At 29.6% G+C, this 18,425-nt stretch carries 15 protein-coding genes and 1 pseudogene; 10 read left to right on the top strand and 6 right to left on the bottom strand.

The features are described 5' to 3' along the window. The first annotated feature begins 217 nt into the window (after positions 1-217). Positions 218-1,444: a proteasome-activating nucleotidase gene (locus OTK55_RS00935; RefSeq protein ID WP_274870026.1), complete on the top strand. Its 1,227-nt coding sequence runs from the start codon at positions 218-220 to the stop codon at positions 1,442-1,444. A 183-nt stretch (positions 1,445-1,627) separates the two neighbouring features. Here OTK55_RS00935 and cobK read toward each other — a convergent pair whose 3' ends face one another. From cobK to OTK55_RS00920, 3 genes are all read right to left on the bottom strand, one after another. Next, positions 1,628-2,398, bottom strand: coding sequence for a precorrin-6A reductase (gene cobK, locus OTK55_RS00930; RefSeq protein WP_274870025.1), 771 nt, complete (start codon positions 2,396-2,398; stop codon positions 1,628-1,630). A gap of 166 nt (positions 2,399-2,564) precedes the next feature. Further along, positions 2,565-5,081, bottom strand: a complete 2,517-nt coding sequence (locus OTK55_RS00925; RefSeq protein ID WP_274870024.1) for a calcium-translocating P-type ATPase, PMCA-type — start codon at positions 5,079-5,081, stop codon at positions 2,565-2,567. 12 nt (positions 5,082-5,093) lie between these two features. Then, a complete protein-coding gene (locus tag OTK55_RS00920) occupies positions 5,094-5,498 on the bottom strand; it encodes a UPF0146 family protein (RefSeq protein WP_274870023.1) in 405 nt (134 codons plus the stop codon). A 77-nt stretch (positions 5,499-5,575) separates the two neighbouring features. On the opposite strand from OTK55_RS00920, the gene rimI reads away from it, so the two are divergent. The 4 genes from rimI to OTK55_RS00900 all read left to right on the top strand — a co-directional run bounded on the left by rimI (position 5,576) and on the right by OTK55_RS00900 (position 11,985). After that, positions 5,576-6,013 carry a ribosomal protein S18-alanine N-acetyltransferase gene (gene rimI, locus OTK55_RS00915; RefSeq protein ID WP_274870022.1) on the top strand — a complete coding sequence of 146 codons (438 nt, stop codon included), beginning with the start codon at positions 5,576-5,578 and terminating at the stop codon, positions 6,011-6,013. A gap of 422 nt (positions 6,014-6,435) precedes the next feature. Beyond that, the gene (gene carA, locus OTK55_RS00910) at positions 6,436-7,518 is read left to right on the top strand and encodes a glutamine-hydrolyzing carbamoyl-phosphate synthase small subunit (protein ID WP_274870021.1); all 1,083 of its coding nucleotides are present in this window, start codon (positions 6,436-6,438) and stop codon (positions 7,516-7,518) included. 44 nt (positions 7,519-7,562) lie between these two features. After that, positions 7,563-10,748, top strand: coding sequence for a carbamoyl-phosphate synthase large subunit (gene carB / locus OTK55_RS00905; protein ID WP_274870020.1), 3,186 nt, complete (start codon positions 7,563-7,565; stop codon positions 10,746-10,748). A gap of 94 nt (positions 10,749-10,842) precedes the next feature. After that, positions 10,843-11,985, top strand: coding sequence for an amidohydrolase family protein (locus OTK55_RS00900; protein ID WP_274870019.1), 1,143 nt, complete (start codon positions 10,843-10,845; stop codon positions 11,983-11,985). Between the two features lie 99 nt (positions 11,986-12,084). Here OTK55_RS00900 and OTK55_RS00895 read toward each other — a convergent pair. From OTK55_RS00895 to glmS, 3 genes and pseudogenes are all read right to left on the bottom strand, one after another. Further along, positions 12,085-12,489 (bottom strand): annotated as a pseudogene (locus tag OTK55_RS00895) (acyl-CoA thioesterase); the annotation flags it as partial. Between the two features lie 105 nt (positions 12,490-12,594). Further along, positions 12,595-13,044: a hypothetical protein gene (locus tag OTK55_RS00890; protein ID WP_274870017.1), complete on the bottom strand. Its 450-nt coding sequence runs from the start codon at positions 13,042-13,044 to the stop codon at positions 12,595-12,597. A 33-nt stretch (positions 13,045-13,077) separates the two neighbouring features. After that, the gene (gene glmS, locus OTK55_RS00885; protein WP_274870015.1) at positions 13,078-14,850 is read right to left on the bottom strand and encodes a glutamine--fructose-6-phosphate transaminase (isomerizing); all 1,773 of its coding nucleotides are present in this window, start codon (positions 14,848-14,850) and stop codon (positions 13,078-13,080) included. A 190-nt stretch (positions 14,851-15,040) separates the two neighbouring features. On the opposite strand from glmS, the gene purC reads away from it, so the two are divergent. From purC to OTK55_RS00860, 5 genes are all read left to right on the top strand, one after another. Then, on the top strand, positions 15,041-15,793 hold the full coding sequence (gene purC / locus OTK55_RS00880; protein ID WP_274870014.1) for a phosphoribosylaminoimidazolesuccinocarboxamide synthase: 753 nt from the start codon (positions 15,041-15,043) through the stop codon (positions 15,791-15,793). A gap of 40 nt (positions 15,794-15,833) precedes the next feature. Continuing rightward, positions 15,834-16,082: a phosphoribosylformylglycinamidine synthase subunit PurS gene (gene purS, locus OTK55_RS00875; RefSeq protein WP_274870013.1), complete on the top strand. Its 249-nt coding sequence runs from the start codon at positions 15,834-15,836 to the stop codon at positions 16,080-16,082. Between the two features lie 2 nt (positions 16,083-16,084). Beyond that, a complete protein-coding gene (purQ, locus tag OTK55_RS00870) occupies positions 16,085-16,750 on the top strand; it encodes a phosphoribosylformylglycinamidine synthase subunit PurQ (RefSeq protein WP_274870011.1) in 666 nt (221 codons plus the stop codon). A gap of 158 nt (positions 16,751-16,908) precedes the next feature. Next, positions 16,909-17,634 (top strand): uroporphyrinogen-III C-methyltransferase, encoded by a 726-nt coding sequence (gene cobA / locus OTK55_RS00865; protein ID WP_274870010.1) that lies wholly within the window; start codon positions 16,909-16,911, stop codon positions 17,632-17,634. Continuing rightward, positions 17,634-18,416, top strand: a complete 783-nt coding sequence (locus OTK55_RS00860) for a uroporphyrinogen-III synthase (RefSeq protein WP_274870008.1) — start codon at positions 17,634-17,636, stop codon at positions 18,414-18,416. The genes cobA and OTK55_RS00860 overlap by 1 nt, the downstream gene beginning before the upstream one ends. Positions 18,417-18,425 lie beyond the last annotated feature (9 nt).

The following is an 18,425-nucleotide window of genomic DNA, read 5'->3' as shown; positions in this document are numbered from 1 at the left end:
TACTTTTTTGATTTTACTGTAATATTATTAGAATATTATTTATCCATAAATCCAATAGTATAATAATAAGAAAGTTTAAAAAAATATACTGTAGTAGTAGAAAAAAGATTTAAAAACATAAATATATAATTATATTGATTAAAGAAAAATAAAATAAAACAAAATCAATGTAGAAAAAAAATAATAAAATTAATGATACCTAATAGGAGGTATAATTATGGAAGAATCATCACCTTTAAACACAGTTGAAGAAGAAGACCGTGAAATAACAAACATATTAGATAAACATGAGGCAATCGAACGTAATCTAACATGGGAAGTAAGAAAATTAGAAAAAGACAAAGTATTACTAGAAAACGAGAATCTCAGATTAGACCGTGAAGTTAAATCATTAAAAAATGAAATAAATCGTTTCAGAACACCACCATTAGTACTAGCAACTGTCTCTGAAATACTAGATAACAACCAAGTAGTAGTAAAAAGTAGCACAGGACCATCATTTTTACTAAGATACTCTGATAAAGACAGTGATAAAGTAGAAATTGGATCACGAGTAGCACTAAATCAACAAACATTCAGCATAGTTGATATTATAACTTCCGAAAAAGATCCATTAGTATCTGGAATGGAAATAGATGAAAAACCAAATATAAGCTATGATGACATTGGTGGATTAAAAAAACAAATACGTGAAACTGTTGAAACAGTAGAACTACCATTAAAAAATCCAGAAATATTCAAAGAAGTTGGTATTACACCACCTAAAGGTGTATTATTCTATGGTCCACCAGGTACAGGAAAAACTCTCCTAGCAAAAGCAGTCGCACATGAAACAAATGCAACTTTCATAAAAATTGTAGCATCTGAATTTGTAAAAAAATACATAGGAGAAGGATCACGTCTAGTAAGAGGAGTATTTGAATTAGCTAAAGAAAAAGCACCAGCCATAATATTTATAGATGAAATTGATGCTATAGCAGCTAAAAGATTACAAGGATCTACAAGTGGAGATCGTGAAGTTCAAAGAACACTCATGCAATTACTAGCAGAAATGGATGGATTTGAATCCCGTGGAAATGTTGGTATAATTGCAGCAACTAATAGGCCTGATATATTAGACCCAGCATTAGTAAGACCTGGAAGATTTGATCGTATTATAGAAGTTCCAGTTCCTGATGAAGAAGGAAAACTTGAAATTCTTAAAATACACACCAAAAACATGTCCTTAGATTCTGATGTTGATCTTAATAAAATTGCAACTGAAGCAAAAACGGCATCAGGAGCAGACCTTAAATCAATATGTACAGAAGCAGGTATGTTCGCAATAAGAGAAAATCATCACAGTGTATCATCTAAAAACTTTGAAGATGCATTAGATAAAGTGATGAACAAAAATAAAAACAGAAATGAGTTATCTAAAGAAGCAGGAGTAATGTATAACTAATCATGTTATATAATACTCTTTAATCTTTTCTTTTTAACTTAAAAAAATAGCCTATGATGAACCCTATGAGCTCTGATATGATGATGAATGATGGGCGATCTGAGGCTAACTTTATTTAACCACCCTTAAAATAATGAAAGAAAATTACTAATTTTTAAAAAAAGAATAATTAAATTAAAATAGTTAAATAACTTCTTTTAATTCATCAATTGATCTAACCACTGTATGGTTCTTTATTTGTTCAACTACAGGTCTTGTAACTAGTATTACAGGAAGTCCTAATTCTATTGCAGCATTAATTTTTTCCTCAGAACCACCACTTTCACCACTTTCTTTAGTAATTACAGCTTTAACATTGAATTCTTTCATTAAACTCATGTTAAATTCTTTGGAAAATGTTCCTTGCATAGCAACTATATTACTTGCAGGAATACCTGTTTTCTGGGTTTTTGAAATACTGAACGTGTTTGGAAGTACTCTTACAATTATTTGTTTTGGGTCTACTTCTTTGACTATTTCTGGTAAGGTCATAACTCCTGCTAGATGCATAAGTTTTTCATTATCACCTAATAATTCTTTTGCTTTTAAAGCTCCTTCAGGGAATGTTGAAACTTTTTTTATTAAATCAGACTCTGGTAGAATTGTTGATGCTCTTTCATATCTAATATAGTTTATTCCTGTTTCTTCAGCACTTTCAATAGCGGTTTCAGTTGCTACTGCTGCAAAAGGGTGAGTAGCATCAATGAGTGTGTCTATATTTTTTTCTTTTATTACGTTAATAAAATCTTCTTTTCGTAATGCTTTTGATATAACTTCAGTTGCTCCTGCAGATTTTGCTATTTTTGATCCATAATCAGTAACTGTTGTGGCGAGGATATAATTATTTTCATCTTCACTTAGAAAATTTATAACTTTACTTGAATCAGATGTACCAGACATTACAATATATCTCATTTAGCATGCCTCCAATATATTTAAATTAATTATTTCATTAATTATTGTATTTTTTAAAATCATTTTTGTTATGATTATTTTTTTAAATAATAACTAATACTTGTTATGTTAATTTATGCTTCACAAAATTAAAATAAATTTTATATAAAAAAAGAGGATGTGAGTATTAGATTATCTCATTTTCAAATAATCTAATTATTCTTTCAGCTACTAATATTGTGAGTGCTACGATAATAATTGGAATCCATGATATTAAAGGAATACTTGTTGTTCTAAATATCTCTTGTAGCACTGGAATGTAAATCACACATAACTGTAATAGGAATGATATTATAATAGATATAATTAATGTTCTATTTGTTTCTTTACTGTTAGATCTGCAGTTAAATACGTTTACTAATTGATATATTACAAATACTGTGAATGCTATTGTACCTGCTAGTCTTTGTTCTGTACCTATTGAAAGCTCATATAAATATAATCCAAGTGTACCAGCAGCCATTACTAATCCTACTAGGATAATATGTATTAAATTATTTTTTGATACAATGTTTTCATCACTAGGTGGAACATTCATAATGTCTTCATCTGATGGCTCTACACCTAATGACTGTGCTGGTGGTCCATCCATTATTATATTTATCCATAAAAGTTCCACAGCATTAAATGGTAATGTTAATGACATTATTGATGAAATTAATATAGTAATTATTGCTGCAATATTGGTTGATAATTGATATTTGAGGAATCTCTTAATATTTGAATAAATTGTACGACCTTCTTTAACAGCATAAGTGATGGTAGAGAAATCATCATCCTGTAAAATCATATCACTAGATTCTTTAGCAACATCAGTACCAGAACCCATTGCAACACCTATATTTGCACTTGTAAGTGCTGGTGCATCATTAACTCCATCACCAGTCATTGAAACAATTTCACCGATACTCTTCAATGCTTTAACAATTTTAACTTTTTGTTCTGGAAATACTCTTGCAAAAACATTCACATCTTTAACAACGTCCCTGAATTCATCATCAGACATTTTATTAATTTCGTCACCTGTTAATACTTTATCTGGATGATTAATTCCAACCATTTTAGCTACTGCTACTGCAGTATTTTTATGGTCACCTGTTATCATTTTAACATTGATTCCTGCTTTAGCACAAATTTTTATTGAATTTTCCACGTTTTTTCTTGGTGGATCCATCATACCTACAAGACCTACAAATATAAGGTCTTCTTCCAGACTATTAATAGCGTAATTCTCATAATTATCAATATTCTTATATGCTAATAATATTACTCTAAGAGCATTATCTGTATATTCTGTTATTTTATCTTTGATATGCTGAACCTGTTCTGATGATAATTTACTAATTTCACCATTTTCTTCAATAAATTTACATTTATCTATAAGAATTTCAGGTGCTCCCTTAATCAGTACAAATTCCTCACCACCTATTTTATTTATAGTGGTCATTCTCTTACGATTACTATCTAAAGGAATTTCATCAATACGCTCATATGAAATATCATCATCAAAACCATTATCAAGAGCAAATTCTAGTATTGATATATCAGTAGAATCACCAATCTTAACATCTTTACTTTTATTAACCTTAGCATTGTTACATAACCCTGAGACTAGAATGGCCTTATTTTTATCTGTAATATAGGAATCAGTTACTGTTAGTTTATTCTGAGTTAATGTACCTGTCTTATCAGTACAAATAACAGAACATGACCCAAGTGTTTCAACAGCTAATAATTTTCTAATAATAACATTATTTTTAGCCATTTTCTGCATACCAAGAGCTAGTGTTAATGTTAACACTGCAGGTAATCCTTCAGGTATAGCAGCAACTGCTAAAGATACTCCAGTCATGAATGTAGTTGCTATGTCAAATCCATGGAATAATTGAAGTATAAATATAAGAATACAAATTATTATTGAGAATAATCCTAATGTCTTTCCTAATTTATCAATTTTAATTTCTAGGGGAGTTTCACTTCCTTCTTCTTCCTGAATCATGGAAGCTATTTTACCAATCTCTGTATTCATACCTGTTGCTATTACAAGTCCTTTAGCTCTTCCACGAGTTATTCCAGTGTTCATGTAAACAATGTTTTCATGATTATCATTTTCATCTGTGGCTGTTTTAGTAACTGCTAATGATTCTCCAGTTAATAATGATTCATCAACCTTAAGATCATATGTTTCAATTAATCTTACATCTGCAGGTACATTATCTCCCTCTTCAAGTATTACAGCATCACCTACTGTAATATCTTCAACATTAATCTCTTGTTTCTGATTATCTCTCAGTACGACAGTTGTCATTGTAGTCATGGATTTTAGTTTTTCCATGGCATTCTGAGCTTTTCTTTCCTGTCTATATCCTAAAACTGCATTTAATATTACTACAAAGAATATTACAGCTGAATCCAGAAAATCATTTATCAATGCTGAAACTATTCCTGCTAAGATTAATAGTATCATCAATGGTTCTGTGAATTGTAATAGAAATTTTTTTAATTCACTTTCTTTCTTTTTTTCTTTAAGTACATTCTTTCCATGTTTTTCTAGTCTTTCTTCTGCATCACTACTCGATAATCCATCCTGTGTAGTGTTTAATTCAGTAATAACTTCAGGTATAGTTAATTTTTCCCATTCCATTGTTTTTACCACTCATTTTTTCATAACATAAAATGCTATTTTTTTGTAATTAACAAGTTTTAATTTGTTTTGAAGTTTGTAATTTACTTCTTCTGTAAATAATGGTTTTATTAATAAATCAGCACCATATTTCTCTGATAACTTGAATAAATCATATTGTAACTCTTCGGGCGGTCTTATAGAATAGATTAAGTCAGCATCTTCATAGATTTCATCAGTCGGTTTTGTTATATCATCGTAAATTACTGTATCATTACAGGGATTAATGTCTACTAGTTTTATTTCGGTATCTTTTAATTGTTCTTTTAATATTTGGCTAGGCTGTAATATCTTACCTACTCCAACTTCAATAATTTTATTACTATCACTGTAATTATTTATAATATATTCTGTAAAGTTTTCCCATAGTTTCATCATATAAATATAATATGACTTTAATTAATTAATAAACATATATATTATAATTAAGGAAAGTATTTTCGAGTGATTATTTAATGATTATACGTGACTTTATATTATCCGATTTAGACGATGTAGTTCGAATTGAATTTGACGTGTTTGATGATCCATATCCTATTGATGTATTAGTTCAATTGTATAATGTTGGCTGTGGATTTTTAGTTGCAGAAATTAGTGGCATGGTTATAGGCTATGTTATTTTCTGGATTAAAGAAGGATTTGGTCATATCATTGCAATAGGAGTGGATTCTAAATATCAGGATATGCATGTAGGGTCTTTATTACTTGAAAAAGCTATATACATATTCCATAGGAATAATATTTTCAAAATCAGATTAGAAGTTCGTAAATCTAATATTCGTGCAAGGAAATTCTATTGTAGAAGAGGATTTGTACAGGTAGATGAAGAAGATAATTATTATAATGATGGAGAAGCAGCAATAATTATGGAATATTCTAAACATGAAACTTAATCATGTTTCCACTATTTTTACCGTTACTTTTTTTTACTATTAAATCATATATATTAATATTAGGAATGGGCATGTAAAGATTTTTTGAAAATTAATAATTAAAAATAAGATATTTTCTTTTAACGGAACTATTAACATAGGATATATTTTTATTATAAAAATAAGAGTGTAATAACATATTATTTTAGAAAAATGACTTTACATATGTCATGAATTTTAATATAAAATATTATCTGTTAATAGAAAACTTTTCTATTTTAAAGAATTATTTTTTGGGGTAAATAATTATATTTTTTAAGTATTTTCATGTTCATTTATCAATTCACTAAAGCAATAAAATGAAATTTATGATATTAACTAAAATTAGTGTAAATCATAATTAATATAAAAAAATATCATAATCATAAAATTGGGGTTTTAAAGTGGTAAAAACTGCAAAATTAGCATTAGAAGATGGTACAATATTAAAAGGAGAAGGTTTTGGTGCTGAAACCGTTAAATCCGGAGAAATTGTATTTTCAACTGCAATGACAGGATATGTTGAATCATTAACTGATCCCTCATTCAAGGGACAAATATTAATGTCAACTTATCCCTTAGAAGGAAATTATGGAGTATCCTCTGATTGGTATCAATCAGATGATATTAAAGTAGAAGCGTATATTGTAAGACAAGTATGTAAAGATCCTTTTCATCCAAAGTCTGAAAAAACATTATCTGAATTCTTAGAAGAATTTAATGTACCAGGTATCAGTAATATTGATACAAGAGCATTAACACTAAAAATCAGAGAACGTGGTTCAATGAAAGCAGCTGTAGCTAATATAGATATTAGTGATGAAGAATTAATGAAAATAGTTGAAGAACAACCACGTATAGAAGATATGAAGTTAGTTGATAAGGTCACAGTCAAAGAACCTAAAATAATCAAAGAAAGACAAGAATACAATGTAGCAGTAATAGACTGTGGTGTAAAGAAAAATATTCTAAAAAATCTAGCAAAACAAGGAGTAGGAATAACATTAGTACCTTCATCAACAAGTGCACAGGAAATATTTGACTTGGACGTGGATGGTGTACTCGTATCAAGTGGACCTGGAAATCCAGAAAATGTAGATAATATACAGGACACTATCAGGGAAGTAGCACAGAAACTTCCAGTAGCAGGTATCTGTCTTGGACAACAAATCATAGCTCTAACATATGGTGCTAAGATTTATAAGATGAAATTTGGACATAGAGGATCAAATCAGCCAGTTAAAGATTTAGAATCTGGTCAAGTTTACATGACATCACAAAATCATAGCTTCACAGTTGATGAAGAATCAATCAAAGGTACTGATTTAGAAATAACTCAAATAAACTTAAATGATGGAACACCTGAAGCAATTAAACACAAAGAATTACCAATATCATGTATTCAATACCATCCAGAAGCTGGACCGGGACCTCATGATTCAAAACAATTCTTTGAAGAGTTTGTAGAAACAATAAAGAATTACTAGGTGGACTATTAAATTTTATAAATTTTTTTTAGGAGTTAGTCGATATGCCAAAGGATAAAGATATTAAAAAAGTATTAATTATTGGATCAGGACCTATACAAATAGGACAAGCTGCAGAATTCGATTATTCTGGATCACAAGCATGTAAATCATTAAGAGAAGAAAACGTTGAAACAGTCTTGGTAAATAGTAATCCAGCTACAATACAAACAGATATTGATTCTGCTGATAGAGTATATGTAGAACCACTAACAGCAGAAGTAGTAGCAAAAATAATTGAAAAAGAACAAGTTGACGCAATTTTACCAACCATGGGTGGACAAACTGGTTTAAATATTGCAATAGACTTGGAGAAGATGGGTGCACTTGAAGGAGTACGTGTATTAGGTTCACCAATAGAAACAATTAATAATGTAGAAGACCGTGATTTATTTGCTGAATTCATGGAAAAACTAAATGAACCTATACCTAAATGTCATGCTGTAAATTCATTAGAAGAAGCATATAAAGCAGTAGAAGACATTGGATATCCTGCAATTGTAAGACCAGCATTTACACTTGGTGGAACTGGTGGAGGAATAGCTCATAATAAGAAAGAATTCGAAGAAATTGTAAACCATGGATTAGAAATGAGTTTTATCAACCAAGTATTAATTGATGAATCAGTACTTGGATGGGAAGAATTCGAGTATGAGGTAATGAGAGATAAAAATGATTCATGTATCATAGTATGTAACATGGAAAATATTGATCCTATGGGTATTCATACAGGTGAAAGTATAGTTGTAGCTCCAACACAAACATTATCTGATGAGGATAATCAAAGATTAAGAGATGCATCAATAAAAATTATCAGAGCATTAGGAATATGTGGTGGATGTAACATACAATTCGCAGTACATCCTATAACAAAGGAGTACAAAGTTATCGAGGTAAATCCTAGGGTAAGTAGAAGTAGTGCATTAGCATCAAAAGCTACAGGATATTCAATAGCTAAAGTATCCTCAAAAATAGCTTTAGGTATGACCTTAGATGAAATAAGTAATGACATAACTAAGGAAACACCAGCCTCATTTGAACCAGCAATAGACTATGTAATAGCAAAAATACCTAGATGGCCATTTGATAAATTCAAAGGTAATACTGGAGAATTAGGAGTACAAATGCAGTCTACAGGAGAAGTAATGGCAATAGGTAGAACAATCGAGGAAGCATTACAGAAAGCTATACGTTCATTAGATATAGATCAAGAAGCATTTGAGTACACAGAATATACAGATTATGACTTAGAACATGCTACTGATCAAAGAATATTCCAATTATATTCAGCATTAAAAGATGGAAGATCAATAGATGAATTAGCAAAGATTACAAATATTAGTCCATTCTTCATACATAAAATAAAGAACATTGTTGACATGGAAGAAAGAATTGAAATGCAGGGAAGCAGTGTATTATATAATACAAAATTATTCAGAGAAATCAAACAATATGGATTCAGTGATAAGAGAATTGGTGAATTAATTGGTTTAGATGAAGATAGTGTAACAAATGCACGACTTGAACTTAATCTACAACCTGAATATAAGATGGTAGATACATGTGCAGCTGAGTTTGAAGCTAAAACACCATACTACTATGGAACATATGATTCAGCACCAGAAATAATAAAAGATGATAAAAAGAAAATAGTAGTACTAGGTGCAGGGCCAATAAGAATAGGACAAGGTATAGAATTTGATTACTGTTGTGTACATGCAGCATTAGCATTAAAAGATGAAAATGTTGAAACAATACTTATAAACAACAACCCCGAAACAGTAAGTACTGATTATGATATATCAGACAGACTATACTTTGAACCATTAACAAAAGAGGATGTACTAGCAGTTTTAAATCAAGAACAACCTGATGGAGTAATAGTACAGTTTGGTGGACAAACCTCAATAAACCTTGCAGAAGCTATTAGTAAAGCAGGATATAATATAATAGGAACACCATTCGAAAGTATAGATATGGTAGAAGATAGGGAACAATTCACAGAAGTTTTAAATGAATTGAAAATACCACAAGCAGACTATGGAATAGCAAACTCATTAGATGATGCAAGAGAAGCAGCTCATTCAATAGGATTCCCTGTACTAGTAAGACCATCATACGTACTTGGTGGACGTGCAATGGAAATAGTATATGATGATGATGAACTAGAAGATTATATGAAAGAAGCTGTAAAAGTATCAAAAGAACATCCTATACTTATAGATAAATTCCTAGAAGATTCAATAGAATTAGATGTAGATGCACTAGCAGATGGAGAAAATGTATATGTATGTGGAATAATGGAACACATAGAAGAGGCAGGTATACACTCAGGTGATTCAGCATGTGTAATTCCACCACAAACAATACCAGAAAAAATAATTGAACAAGTAGAAGACTATACTACAAAACTAGCATTAAAACTAGGAGTAATTGGTTTAATTAACATACAATATGCTATAAAAATGGATCCTGAACCAAAATTATACATAATTGAAGCAAATCCAAGAGCTAGTCGTACAGTACCATTTGTAAGTAAATCTATTGGTATACCAATAGCTAAAATAGCATCCAAACTAATGTTAGGAGCTAAATTAACTGACTTTGATTTAGTAAATTATTCTGATATAAAACACGTATCAGTAAAAGAATCAGTATTCCCATTCTTAAAAATACCTGATGCAGACACAGTGTTAGGACCGGAAATGAAATCAACTGGAGAAAGTATGGGTATTGATAAAAACTTTGGATTAGCATATTATAAAGCACAACTAGCAGCTAATATGAAATTACCAACAGAAGGTAAATTCTTCTTAAGTGTACGTGATTCAGATAAACCAAAAATAGCACCAATAGCTAAAAAAGCAAAAGAATTAGGATTTGATTTAATAGCAACAAGAGGTACAGCTAATGCAGCACCTGATGTTGATATTGACATTATACGAAAAGTTAGTCAAGGTTCACCAAATATACGTGATGCAATGTTTAATGGTGAAGTAGCATTTGTAGTTAACACACCATCAGGTAAACAATCAGCTGATGATGGATATATTATAAGAAGATTAGCTATTGAGTTAGGAATTCCATACGTAACCACTATTGCTGGTGCAAATGCAGTTCTTAAAGCAATTGAAGAAGCAGGTTCTGGAGACCTTAATGTAAAATCACTTAATGAATATGGTGAGTTATAACATTAATTGAATTAAATTAACATCCATACTCTTTTTATTATTTTTTTTATTAAATTTTCATTTTTTTTAACAAATTTTTCTCGAGATGATTTTTATGATGACTATTAAAAATGGTTTAGTACTCACAGGATTTAACTTAGATCCTGTTCACACTAATGTTGTAATAAATGATGAAGGACGTATTATTAAATTATCACGTTATTATGAAGAAGGTGAAATAATTGATGCTACAGGCTGTATTGTTACACCTGCCTTTATAAATGCACATACTCATATAGGAGACTCTATAGCAAAGGATGTAGGAGATGGTTTATCTATAAAAGAATTAGTTGAACCACCAAATGGACTTAAACATCAAAAATTAAATCAAGCATCTGATCAAGAGATAATTGAATCAATGCATGAAGCAGCAAAAGAAATGTTATATTCAGGAACTTCAACATTTATAGATTTCAGAGAAGGTGGATTAAAAGGTATTGAATTACTAAAAAAAGCAATATATGACCTTCCAATAAATGCATGTATATTAGGACGAAGTGATAAATACTATGACCCAAACACAACACCAGAAGAAGCAAGATTAATAACAAGAGAATTAATACAGCATTGTGATGGAATAGGATTAAGTGGTGTGCAAGATGTTGACCCTGAGATAATGCTTCAAATAGCTGAAGTATGTAATGCAGAGGATAAAATAGCAATGGTTCATGTAGCAGAATACTATGAATTACAGGAACAATCAGTTCAATTAACAAATCAAACAGAAGTAGAACGAGCATTACGTGCAGGTTACACAAATCTAGTACATGTAACTTATCCTATAATGCAGGATTTAGATTTATTATCTTCATCAAGTCCCTTTATTATATCTTGTCCTAGGTCTAACGGTATGTTATCAGTAGGAGTACCGCCAATATCAGCATATGCAGAACAACAGATAGACGTAGCATTAGGAACTGATAATGTCATGTTTAATAAGCCAGACATGTTCAGAGAAATGGAATATACACTAAAAGCAGTACGTGGATCATATAAAAATAAAATAACAGCACATGATATTCTTAAAATGGCTACAATAAACGGTTTTAAAATATTAGGTAAGGATATAAGTATTCAAGAAGGTAATATTTCAGATATTTTAGTAATAAAACAAAAATCAGAGGATCCCTATTTATCTATAGTAAATAGATCATCACCGGATGATATAATTAGTTTTATTATGGGTAATCAAATGTAAGAAGAAGGAGAAGATGAGTTACATATCTGATTCAATATAATCAAATTCTTCTATATGTTTTTTATTTTCTTTCATTTCTTTATCATTTTTTATTTTGAGTTCTTTTTCTGTTATTAAATGTTTTTCTAATTCTTTACGAACATCATCAGGTATTCTTTCACTTTTTTGTTTTATAAAGTTAAAATGTACCATTGTAGCAAGACCACTGCATCTTAACTGTCCATTTTGCCATACTTCTTGTATTATTGTAAATGAACTATTACCTATTCTTGAAACATATGTTCTGATTTCAACGTCATATCCAAAATATATTTGTTTAATGTAATTAGTTTCAGTATGAGCTAAAATTAAATTCCATTTCTTATATGTTAATTCTAAATTTGGTACAAATATTCTAAATATTGGATTTCTTGCAGTTTCGAACCATATCGGTACTACATTGTTATTTATATGTCTTAATCCATCAGTATCGCCTATACGTGGGGTTATTGTTGTAGTAAACATTCAAATTCTTCCTATAATTTTCTTATTATAATATTTTTCTTAATTAATTAATTTTATCTAAAAATTTATTATCTGAAAAAAAGTATAAAAGTGGGGGGGATAAGATTATAATTCTTGAATAAAGTTATTTGTAATACCTTCTAATGTTTCCATGTTTTTTGTATTATAATCAAGTTCCTCGGATACAGTGTTATTGTCGGTATTGGCTGTGTTATTTGCAACTGTTGTATTATTTGTTGTATTTGTAGTCTTATTATTAGCTGTGTTGGTATTGTTAGTAATGTTATTTGTATTATTTATATTGTCTGTAGTGTTAACAGGGTCTACGGTATTAGTATAATTACTATCATCTTTCTGTAAAGATATATTTTGTACAGTAAATGAATCTTCATTTATAGTGTTTATATTGTCAGGTGATGTACTAATAGAAGTTGGTAATATCTGTTTGCACATATCTTCACCAATATTATTCATTCCGAATACTGCTCCAGAACCAAATGCTATTATGGCAATTAATAATACTACAATGAATCCACCTTTAGTACTATCATTCATAATATCACCTATATTATTTATATTATCTATTTTTTATTCAACTGTCACTGATTTAGCTAAATTTTTTGGTTTATCAGGATCTATATTCTTTTCTATACTTATATAATATGCTAGTAATTGTAAATCAATTATATACAGTAATGGTGCTAACTCTTCATCAATTATTGGATTAAATAAGAGTTTATCTTCAAAATCACTTATTTGAGTATCATTATTTGCACCAAGGATAATAACATCTGCTCCACGAGCTCTTATTTCTTGCAAGTTATTATATGTTTTATTATAACTTGGACCTGGTGGTAGTATTCCTACAACTGGAATATTATCATCAATTAATGCTAATGGGCCATGTTTTAATTCACCTGCAGGATAACCTTCACCATGGATATAGGTTATTTCTTTAAGTTTTAAAGCTCCTTCTAATGCAGTAGGATAATTAAATCCTCTTCCAATGTAGAAGAAATCTTTTGCTTTACTATATTTTTTAGCTATCGTTTGTATTTGTTTTTCCTTTGTTAGTAACTCTTCTGTTAAACCTGATAATGAATGTAGCTTATCGAGTAATTCCTGGTTTTCATCTAAGTATGCAACTAATAAGTATATACATATTAATTGACTAATGTATGTCTTTGTAGCTGCTACACCTATTTCAGGTCCTGCTCTTGTGTATATAACATGGTCTGCCTCTCTTGTTATTGAACTACCCACTACATTAACAATTGCTAATGTTTCAGATTTTTTCTTTGCTATTTTAAGTGCTTTTATAGTGTCTGCTGTTTCTCCTGATTGTGTTACGAAAATTACTAGTGTGTGGTCATCAAGAGTTTTCTTGAAGTATTCAAATTCAGATGCTAATATTACTTCTGTTGGTATACCTATCTTTGATTCTATGAGATATTCTCCGATTAATGATGCATGATATGAGGTTCCACATGCTACGAAGCATATTCTGTTAAAGTTTTTGAATCTCTTCACAATTTCTTTAATTTTATTTTCTTCGGATAAGGTGTCTTTTATTATTTGTGGTTCTTCGTAGATTTCTTTAATCATGAAATGGTCAAATCCACCTTTTTCAGCCATTTCAGGATCCCATGTTATTGTTGTTACTTCTTTTTCTATTGGATTTAGGTCTAAATCCATGATTTTAATGCCATTTTTGTCTACTTGTATAATTTCTTTGTCTTCTAAGTAGATTATTTGGTTTGTTTCACTTAGTATTGCTGGTACGTCAGAAGCTAAGTAGTTACCATTTTCAGATATTCCTGCTATTAGAGGACTTTCATTTCTAGCTCCTATAATTTTATCAGGTTCATCTGAAGATATTATTGCTAGTGCATATGAACCAATTAGACGTTTAACTGTTGATTGTGTTGCAGTTAACAAATCTTGTCCTTCATCCATGTATTTTTCTATTAAATGAGGTATTACCTCCGTATCAGTCTCTGATTTAAATACATGTCCCTCGTTTTTAAGTTCTTGATATAATTCTTTATAGTTTTCTATTATACCATTGTGTACTACACTTATTTTATTTTTACAATCACAATGTGGATGTGCATTTTCTGTTGTGGGATTACCATGTGTTGCCCATCTTACATGAGCAATTCCTATGTTTCCATCTATGTCTTTAAGATTTATTTTTGAGTCAACTTCATCTATTTTTCCGCTACCTTTTTTCACGTTTATTTTATCGGTTACTGTTGCGATTCCTACGGAATCATAGCCTCTATATTCCAATTTCTTTATTGAGTCAATTATTGTTGGAGCAGCTTTTTTATTTAATACACATCCTACTATTCCACACATATTATAATCTCCTGATTAGCTTAAAGTTAATCTAAATTATTTATATATTATTTTCTATCTTTATGTATTAAACTATTTAATTCATATATTATAATACTTATCATTGACATATATTATAATATCAATTAGAATAACAGGTCTAATTGTTTACGATTATTAGACTATTTTAAAAAATATTGTGGAATTAAAAATGACTGAAATAAAAAAAGAATTACTATACACAGGAAAGGCAAAAGATGTATATAAAGTAGATGGCGAAGATGATAAAGTAATCATTAAATTCAGAGATGATATTACTGCACTCGATGGTGGTAGAAAAGATACTTTAAGTAAAAAAGGAGCATATAATGCTTTAATTTCTGCAAAACTATTTGAAGTATTAGAAGAGCATGGTGTAGCTACTCAATATATTAAATTAGTAGAACCTGACCAAATGCTTTCAAAATCTCTTGACATGATACCATTAGAGGTTATTTGTCGTAATATCGCTACCGGAAGTCTTCTTAGGAAATATCCATTTCACAAAAACCAAAAATTAGAACCTCCAGTAATGCAATTTGACTACAAAAATGATGTTTATCATGATCCAATGTTAAATGATAGTATCATAACCGCATTAGAAATAGCTACACAAGAACAATTAGATAAAATACGAGAAATTACCCATGTAATAAATAAAGTATTATCTAAATTCTTAATAGATAAAGGATTAATATTAGTTGACTTTAAAATAGAATTTGGATTTGACAAAGATGGAAAACTAGTATTAGGTGATGAAATAAGCCCAGATACAACAAGATTATGGGATGCAGAAACATTAGATAATTTTGACAAAGATATCTTCAGAAAAGGAGAAGAAGGTGTTGTTGACGCATACCATAAAGTAGTTAATTTAGTGTTAACTGATGAAGAAAAAGATAAATGGAATGTAGAAAAGATTTAAGAATAATTAAAAAAACTAATTAGTCAGGAAGTATTTTATTATGAATTTTGATGTGGAAGTTAAAATAAGTTTAAAGAAAGGTATGTTAAACCCAGAAGCATCTACTATTGAAAAAGCATTAGCATTACTAAATTATGAAGTAAGTAATACACAAACTATAGACATAATTAAGTTCACAATTGATGCAACCAATGAAGATGAAGCATACAAAGAAGTAGATGAAATGTGTCAAAAATTATTATGTAATCCTGTGATTCATGATTATGAAATAACAATTAGTGAGGAATAATATTGACAGATGTAACTGATGTTAATGTAGGTATTATTAGATTTCCTGGAACTAACTGTGATAGAGACATAGAATATGCAGTTAATATAGTAGGTGCTAAGCCACATTACATAGATTGGAATAAAAAAGATTTATCAAACATGGATGTAGTTATAATACCTGGTGGATTTTCTTATGGTGATTACCTTAGAGCTGGATCAATTGCAGGTATAACACCAATAATTACAGCTATAAAAGAATTTGCAAAAGAAAATAAACCAGTTTTAGGTATTTGTAATGGTGCTCAAATTCTAGGTGAAATTGATTTAGTTCCTGGAGTTTTTATTGAGAATGAAAATGCTAGATTCATATGTAAAAATGAAAAACTCAAAATTAATACTACAAGAACACCATTTACAAAATTATACAAAAAAGATGAACTAGTAAATCTACCTATAGCTCACAAAGAAGGAAGATATTATACTGATAACCTTGAAGAATTATATGATAATGATCAAATAGTTCTAACTTTTGAAGATGAAAATCCTAATGGTTCATTAGATAATATAACAGGTGTATGTAATAATGAAGGAAATGTTGTTGCAGTAATGCCTCATCCAGAAAGAGCTGTTGAAAAACTATTACGTTCAGAAGACGGATTAAAATTCTTTAAAGGTATTCTTGACTAGATACTTTTTTTTAATAATTCTTTTTTTTATCAACTATTTTTTTAATTTATTAATAAAATTTATATTTTTTAATAAAAACTCAATTATTTTATAATGCATATTTAATATATAGAATTATTATAAATAATACTAATTAATCGAGTATAGAGGAGATATTAATGACAGTATACATGTTAGGTGCAGGACCAGGAGACCCTGATTTAATAACACTAAAAGCAATAAAAATTCTTAAAAAAGCAGAAGTAATATTATATGATAATTTAGCAAATGATTCCTTACTTGAATATGCTCCAGACGATGTTGAATTAATATATGTGGGTAAAAGAGCAGGTGAACACTATCGAAAACAACCTGAAATAAATCAATTATTAATTGAACAAGGAAAAAAACATGATAATGTAGTAAGATTAAAAGGTGGAGATCCATTCATATTTGGTCGTGGTGGCGAAGAAGAATTAGCATTACTAAAAGAAGGAATAGATGTTGAATTTGTACCAGGTATAAACTCTGCTATAGGAGCAGCAACATCAATAGGTTTACCACTAACACACAGAGCAGTTGCAACAAGTTTAACATTAGTAACAGGTCACGAAGATCCTGAAAAATCAGAAAAACAAGTAAATTGGGATTACACTGCAGATACATTGGTTGTATTCATGGGAGTTGGATTACTTAAAAAATATGTTCCTAAAATACTACAATACAGATCTCCAGATACACCAGTATGTGCAATAGAAAAAGGTACATTACCTGACCAAAGAATAATAACTGGAACACTAGCAGATATAACAGAAAAGAAAATCAGACCACCTGCATTAATTATTATTGGAGATGTAGTAAATATTTACAAAGAATGTGAAGAATTAAGGAGTAAAATGGAATAATGACAGATCGTAATCTAAACAATAAAAAAGTTGTTATTACACGTCCAATTGAAAGAGCAGATGCATTAGCAGATATTATAAAAGATAAGGGTGGACAACCTATTATAATTCCAACATTAGAATTACAGTTAGTAGAATCTGATGAATTACATTACATTGTAGATAATATAAATGATTTTGACTGGATAATCTTTACTTCACCAGCAGGTGTAACTTCATTCTTTAAATTATATGGAGAAAAAAGTATTCCATGTAAAATTGCGGTTATAGGAGTTAAAACAGAGGAAGAATTAGAAAAACATAATAATCATCCAGATTTAATACCTGAAAAATTCACGGCAGAAGGATTACTTAAATCATTTGAATCAATAGATTTAAATAATAAAAAAATAGCATTACCTAGAACATTAAGTGCTAGAAAAGTATTACCAGAAGGTCTTGAGGTTCATGGTGCAGATGTGTTAATTGCGGAGGCATATACATCAGGAATTCCAAGGGACACATCAGGAATATTAGAATTATCAAATATGATTATTAATAGTGATATAGATATTGTAACATTCACAAGTCCTTTAACAATAAAAAATTTATTTGAAGTTGTTAAAACAGAAAAACCTGATGAATTTAATATTCTTGTCGATGCATTAAAAAACAATGTGATTGTAGGATCAATAGGACCAATCACGGGTAAAGTATGTAAGGAATATAATATAGATACAGTAGAACCTCAAAGGTACACTGTGAAAAACATGATTGATGCTATAATAGATGCAGTTAATTAGGAGTTGAAT

Origin of the sequence: Candidatus Methanosphaera massiliense (genome assembly GCF_028890305.1) — an archaeon.
GTDB classification, from domain to species: domain Archaea; phylum Methanobacteriota; class Methanobacteria; order Methanobacteriales; family Methanobacteriaceae; genus Methanosphaera; species Methanosphaera massiliense.
Note: the sequence above shows the minus strand (reverse complement) of the source record. Positions and strands in the feature narration are given on the sequence as shown.

Bases quoted from the DNA above. Each gene is read 5' to 3' on its own strand.
- rimI (WP_274870022.1), top strand. From the start codon at position 5,576: ATGATTATACGTGACTTTATATTATCCGATTTAGACGATGTAGTTCGA.
- purS (WP_274870013.1), top strand. From the start codon at position 15,834: ATGAATTTTGATGTGGAAGTTAAAATAAGTTTAAAGAAAGGTATGTTA.
- cobA (WP_274870010.1), top strand. From the start codon at position 16,909: ATGACAGTATACATGTTAGGTGCAGGACCAGGAGACCCTGATTTAATA.
- OTK55_RS00890 (WP_274870017.1), bottom strand. From the start codon at position 13,044: ATGAATGATAGTACTAAAGGTGGATTCATTGTAGTATTATTAATTGCC.
- OTK55_RS00860 (WP_274870008.1), top strand. From the start codon at position 17,634: ATGACAGATCGTAATCTAAACAATAAAAAAGTTGTTATTACACGTCCA.
- OTK55_RS00935 (WP_274870026.1), top strand. From the start codon at position 218: ATGGAAGAATCATCACCTTTAAACACAGTTGAAGAAGAAGACCGTGAA.
- OTK55_RS00900 (WP_274870019.1), top strand. From the start codon at position 10,843: ATGATGACTATTAAAAATGGTTTAGTACTCACAGGATTTAACTTAGAT.
- OTK55_RS00920 (WP_274870023.1), bottom strand. From the start codon at position 5,498: ATGATGAAACTATGGGAAAACTTTACAGAATATATTATAAATAATTAC.
- carB (WP_274870020.1), top strand. From the start codon at position 7,563: ATGCCAAAGGATAAAGATATTAAAAAAGTATTAATTATTGGATCAGGA.
- purC (WP_274870014.1), top strand. From the start codon at position 15,041: ATGACTGAAATAAAAAAAGAATTACTATACACAGGAAAGGCAAAAGAT.
- cobK (WP_274870025.1), bottom strand. From the start codon at position 2,398: ATGAGATATATTGTAATGTCTGGTACATCTGATTCAAGTAAAGTTATA.
- OTK55_RS00925 (WP_274870024.1), bottom strand. From the start codon at position 5,081: ATGGAATGGGAAAAATTAACTATACCTGAAGTTATTACTGAATTAAAC.
- glmS (WP_274870015.1), bottom strand. From the start codon at position 14,850: ATGTGTGGAATAGTAGGATGTGTATTAAATAAAAAAGCTGCTCCAACA.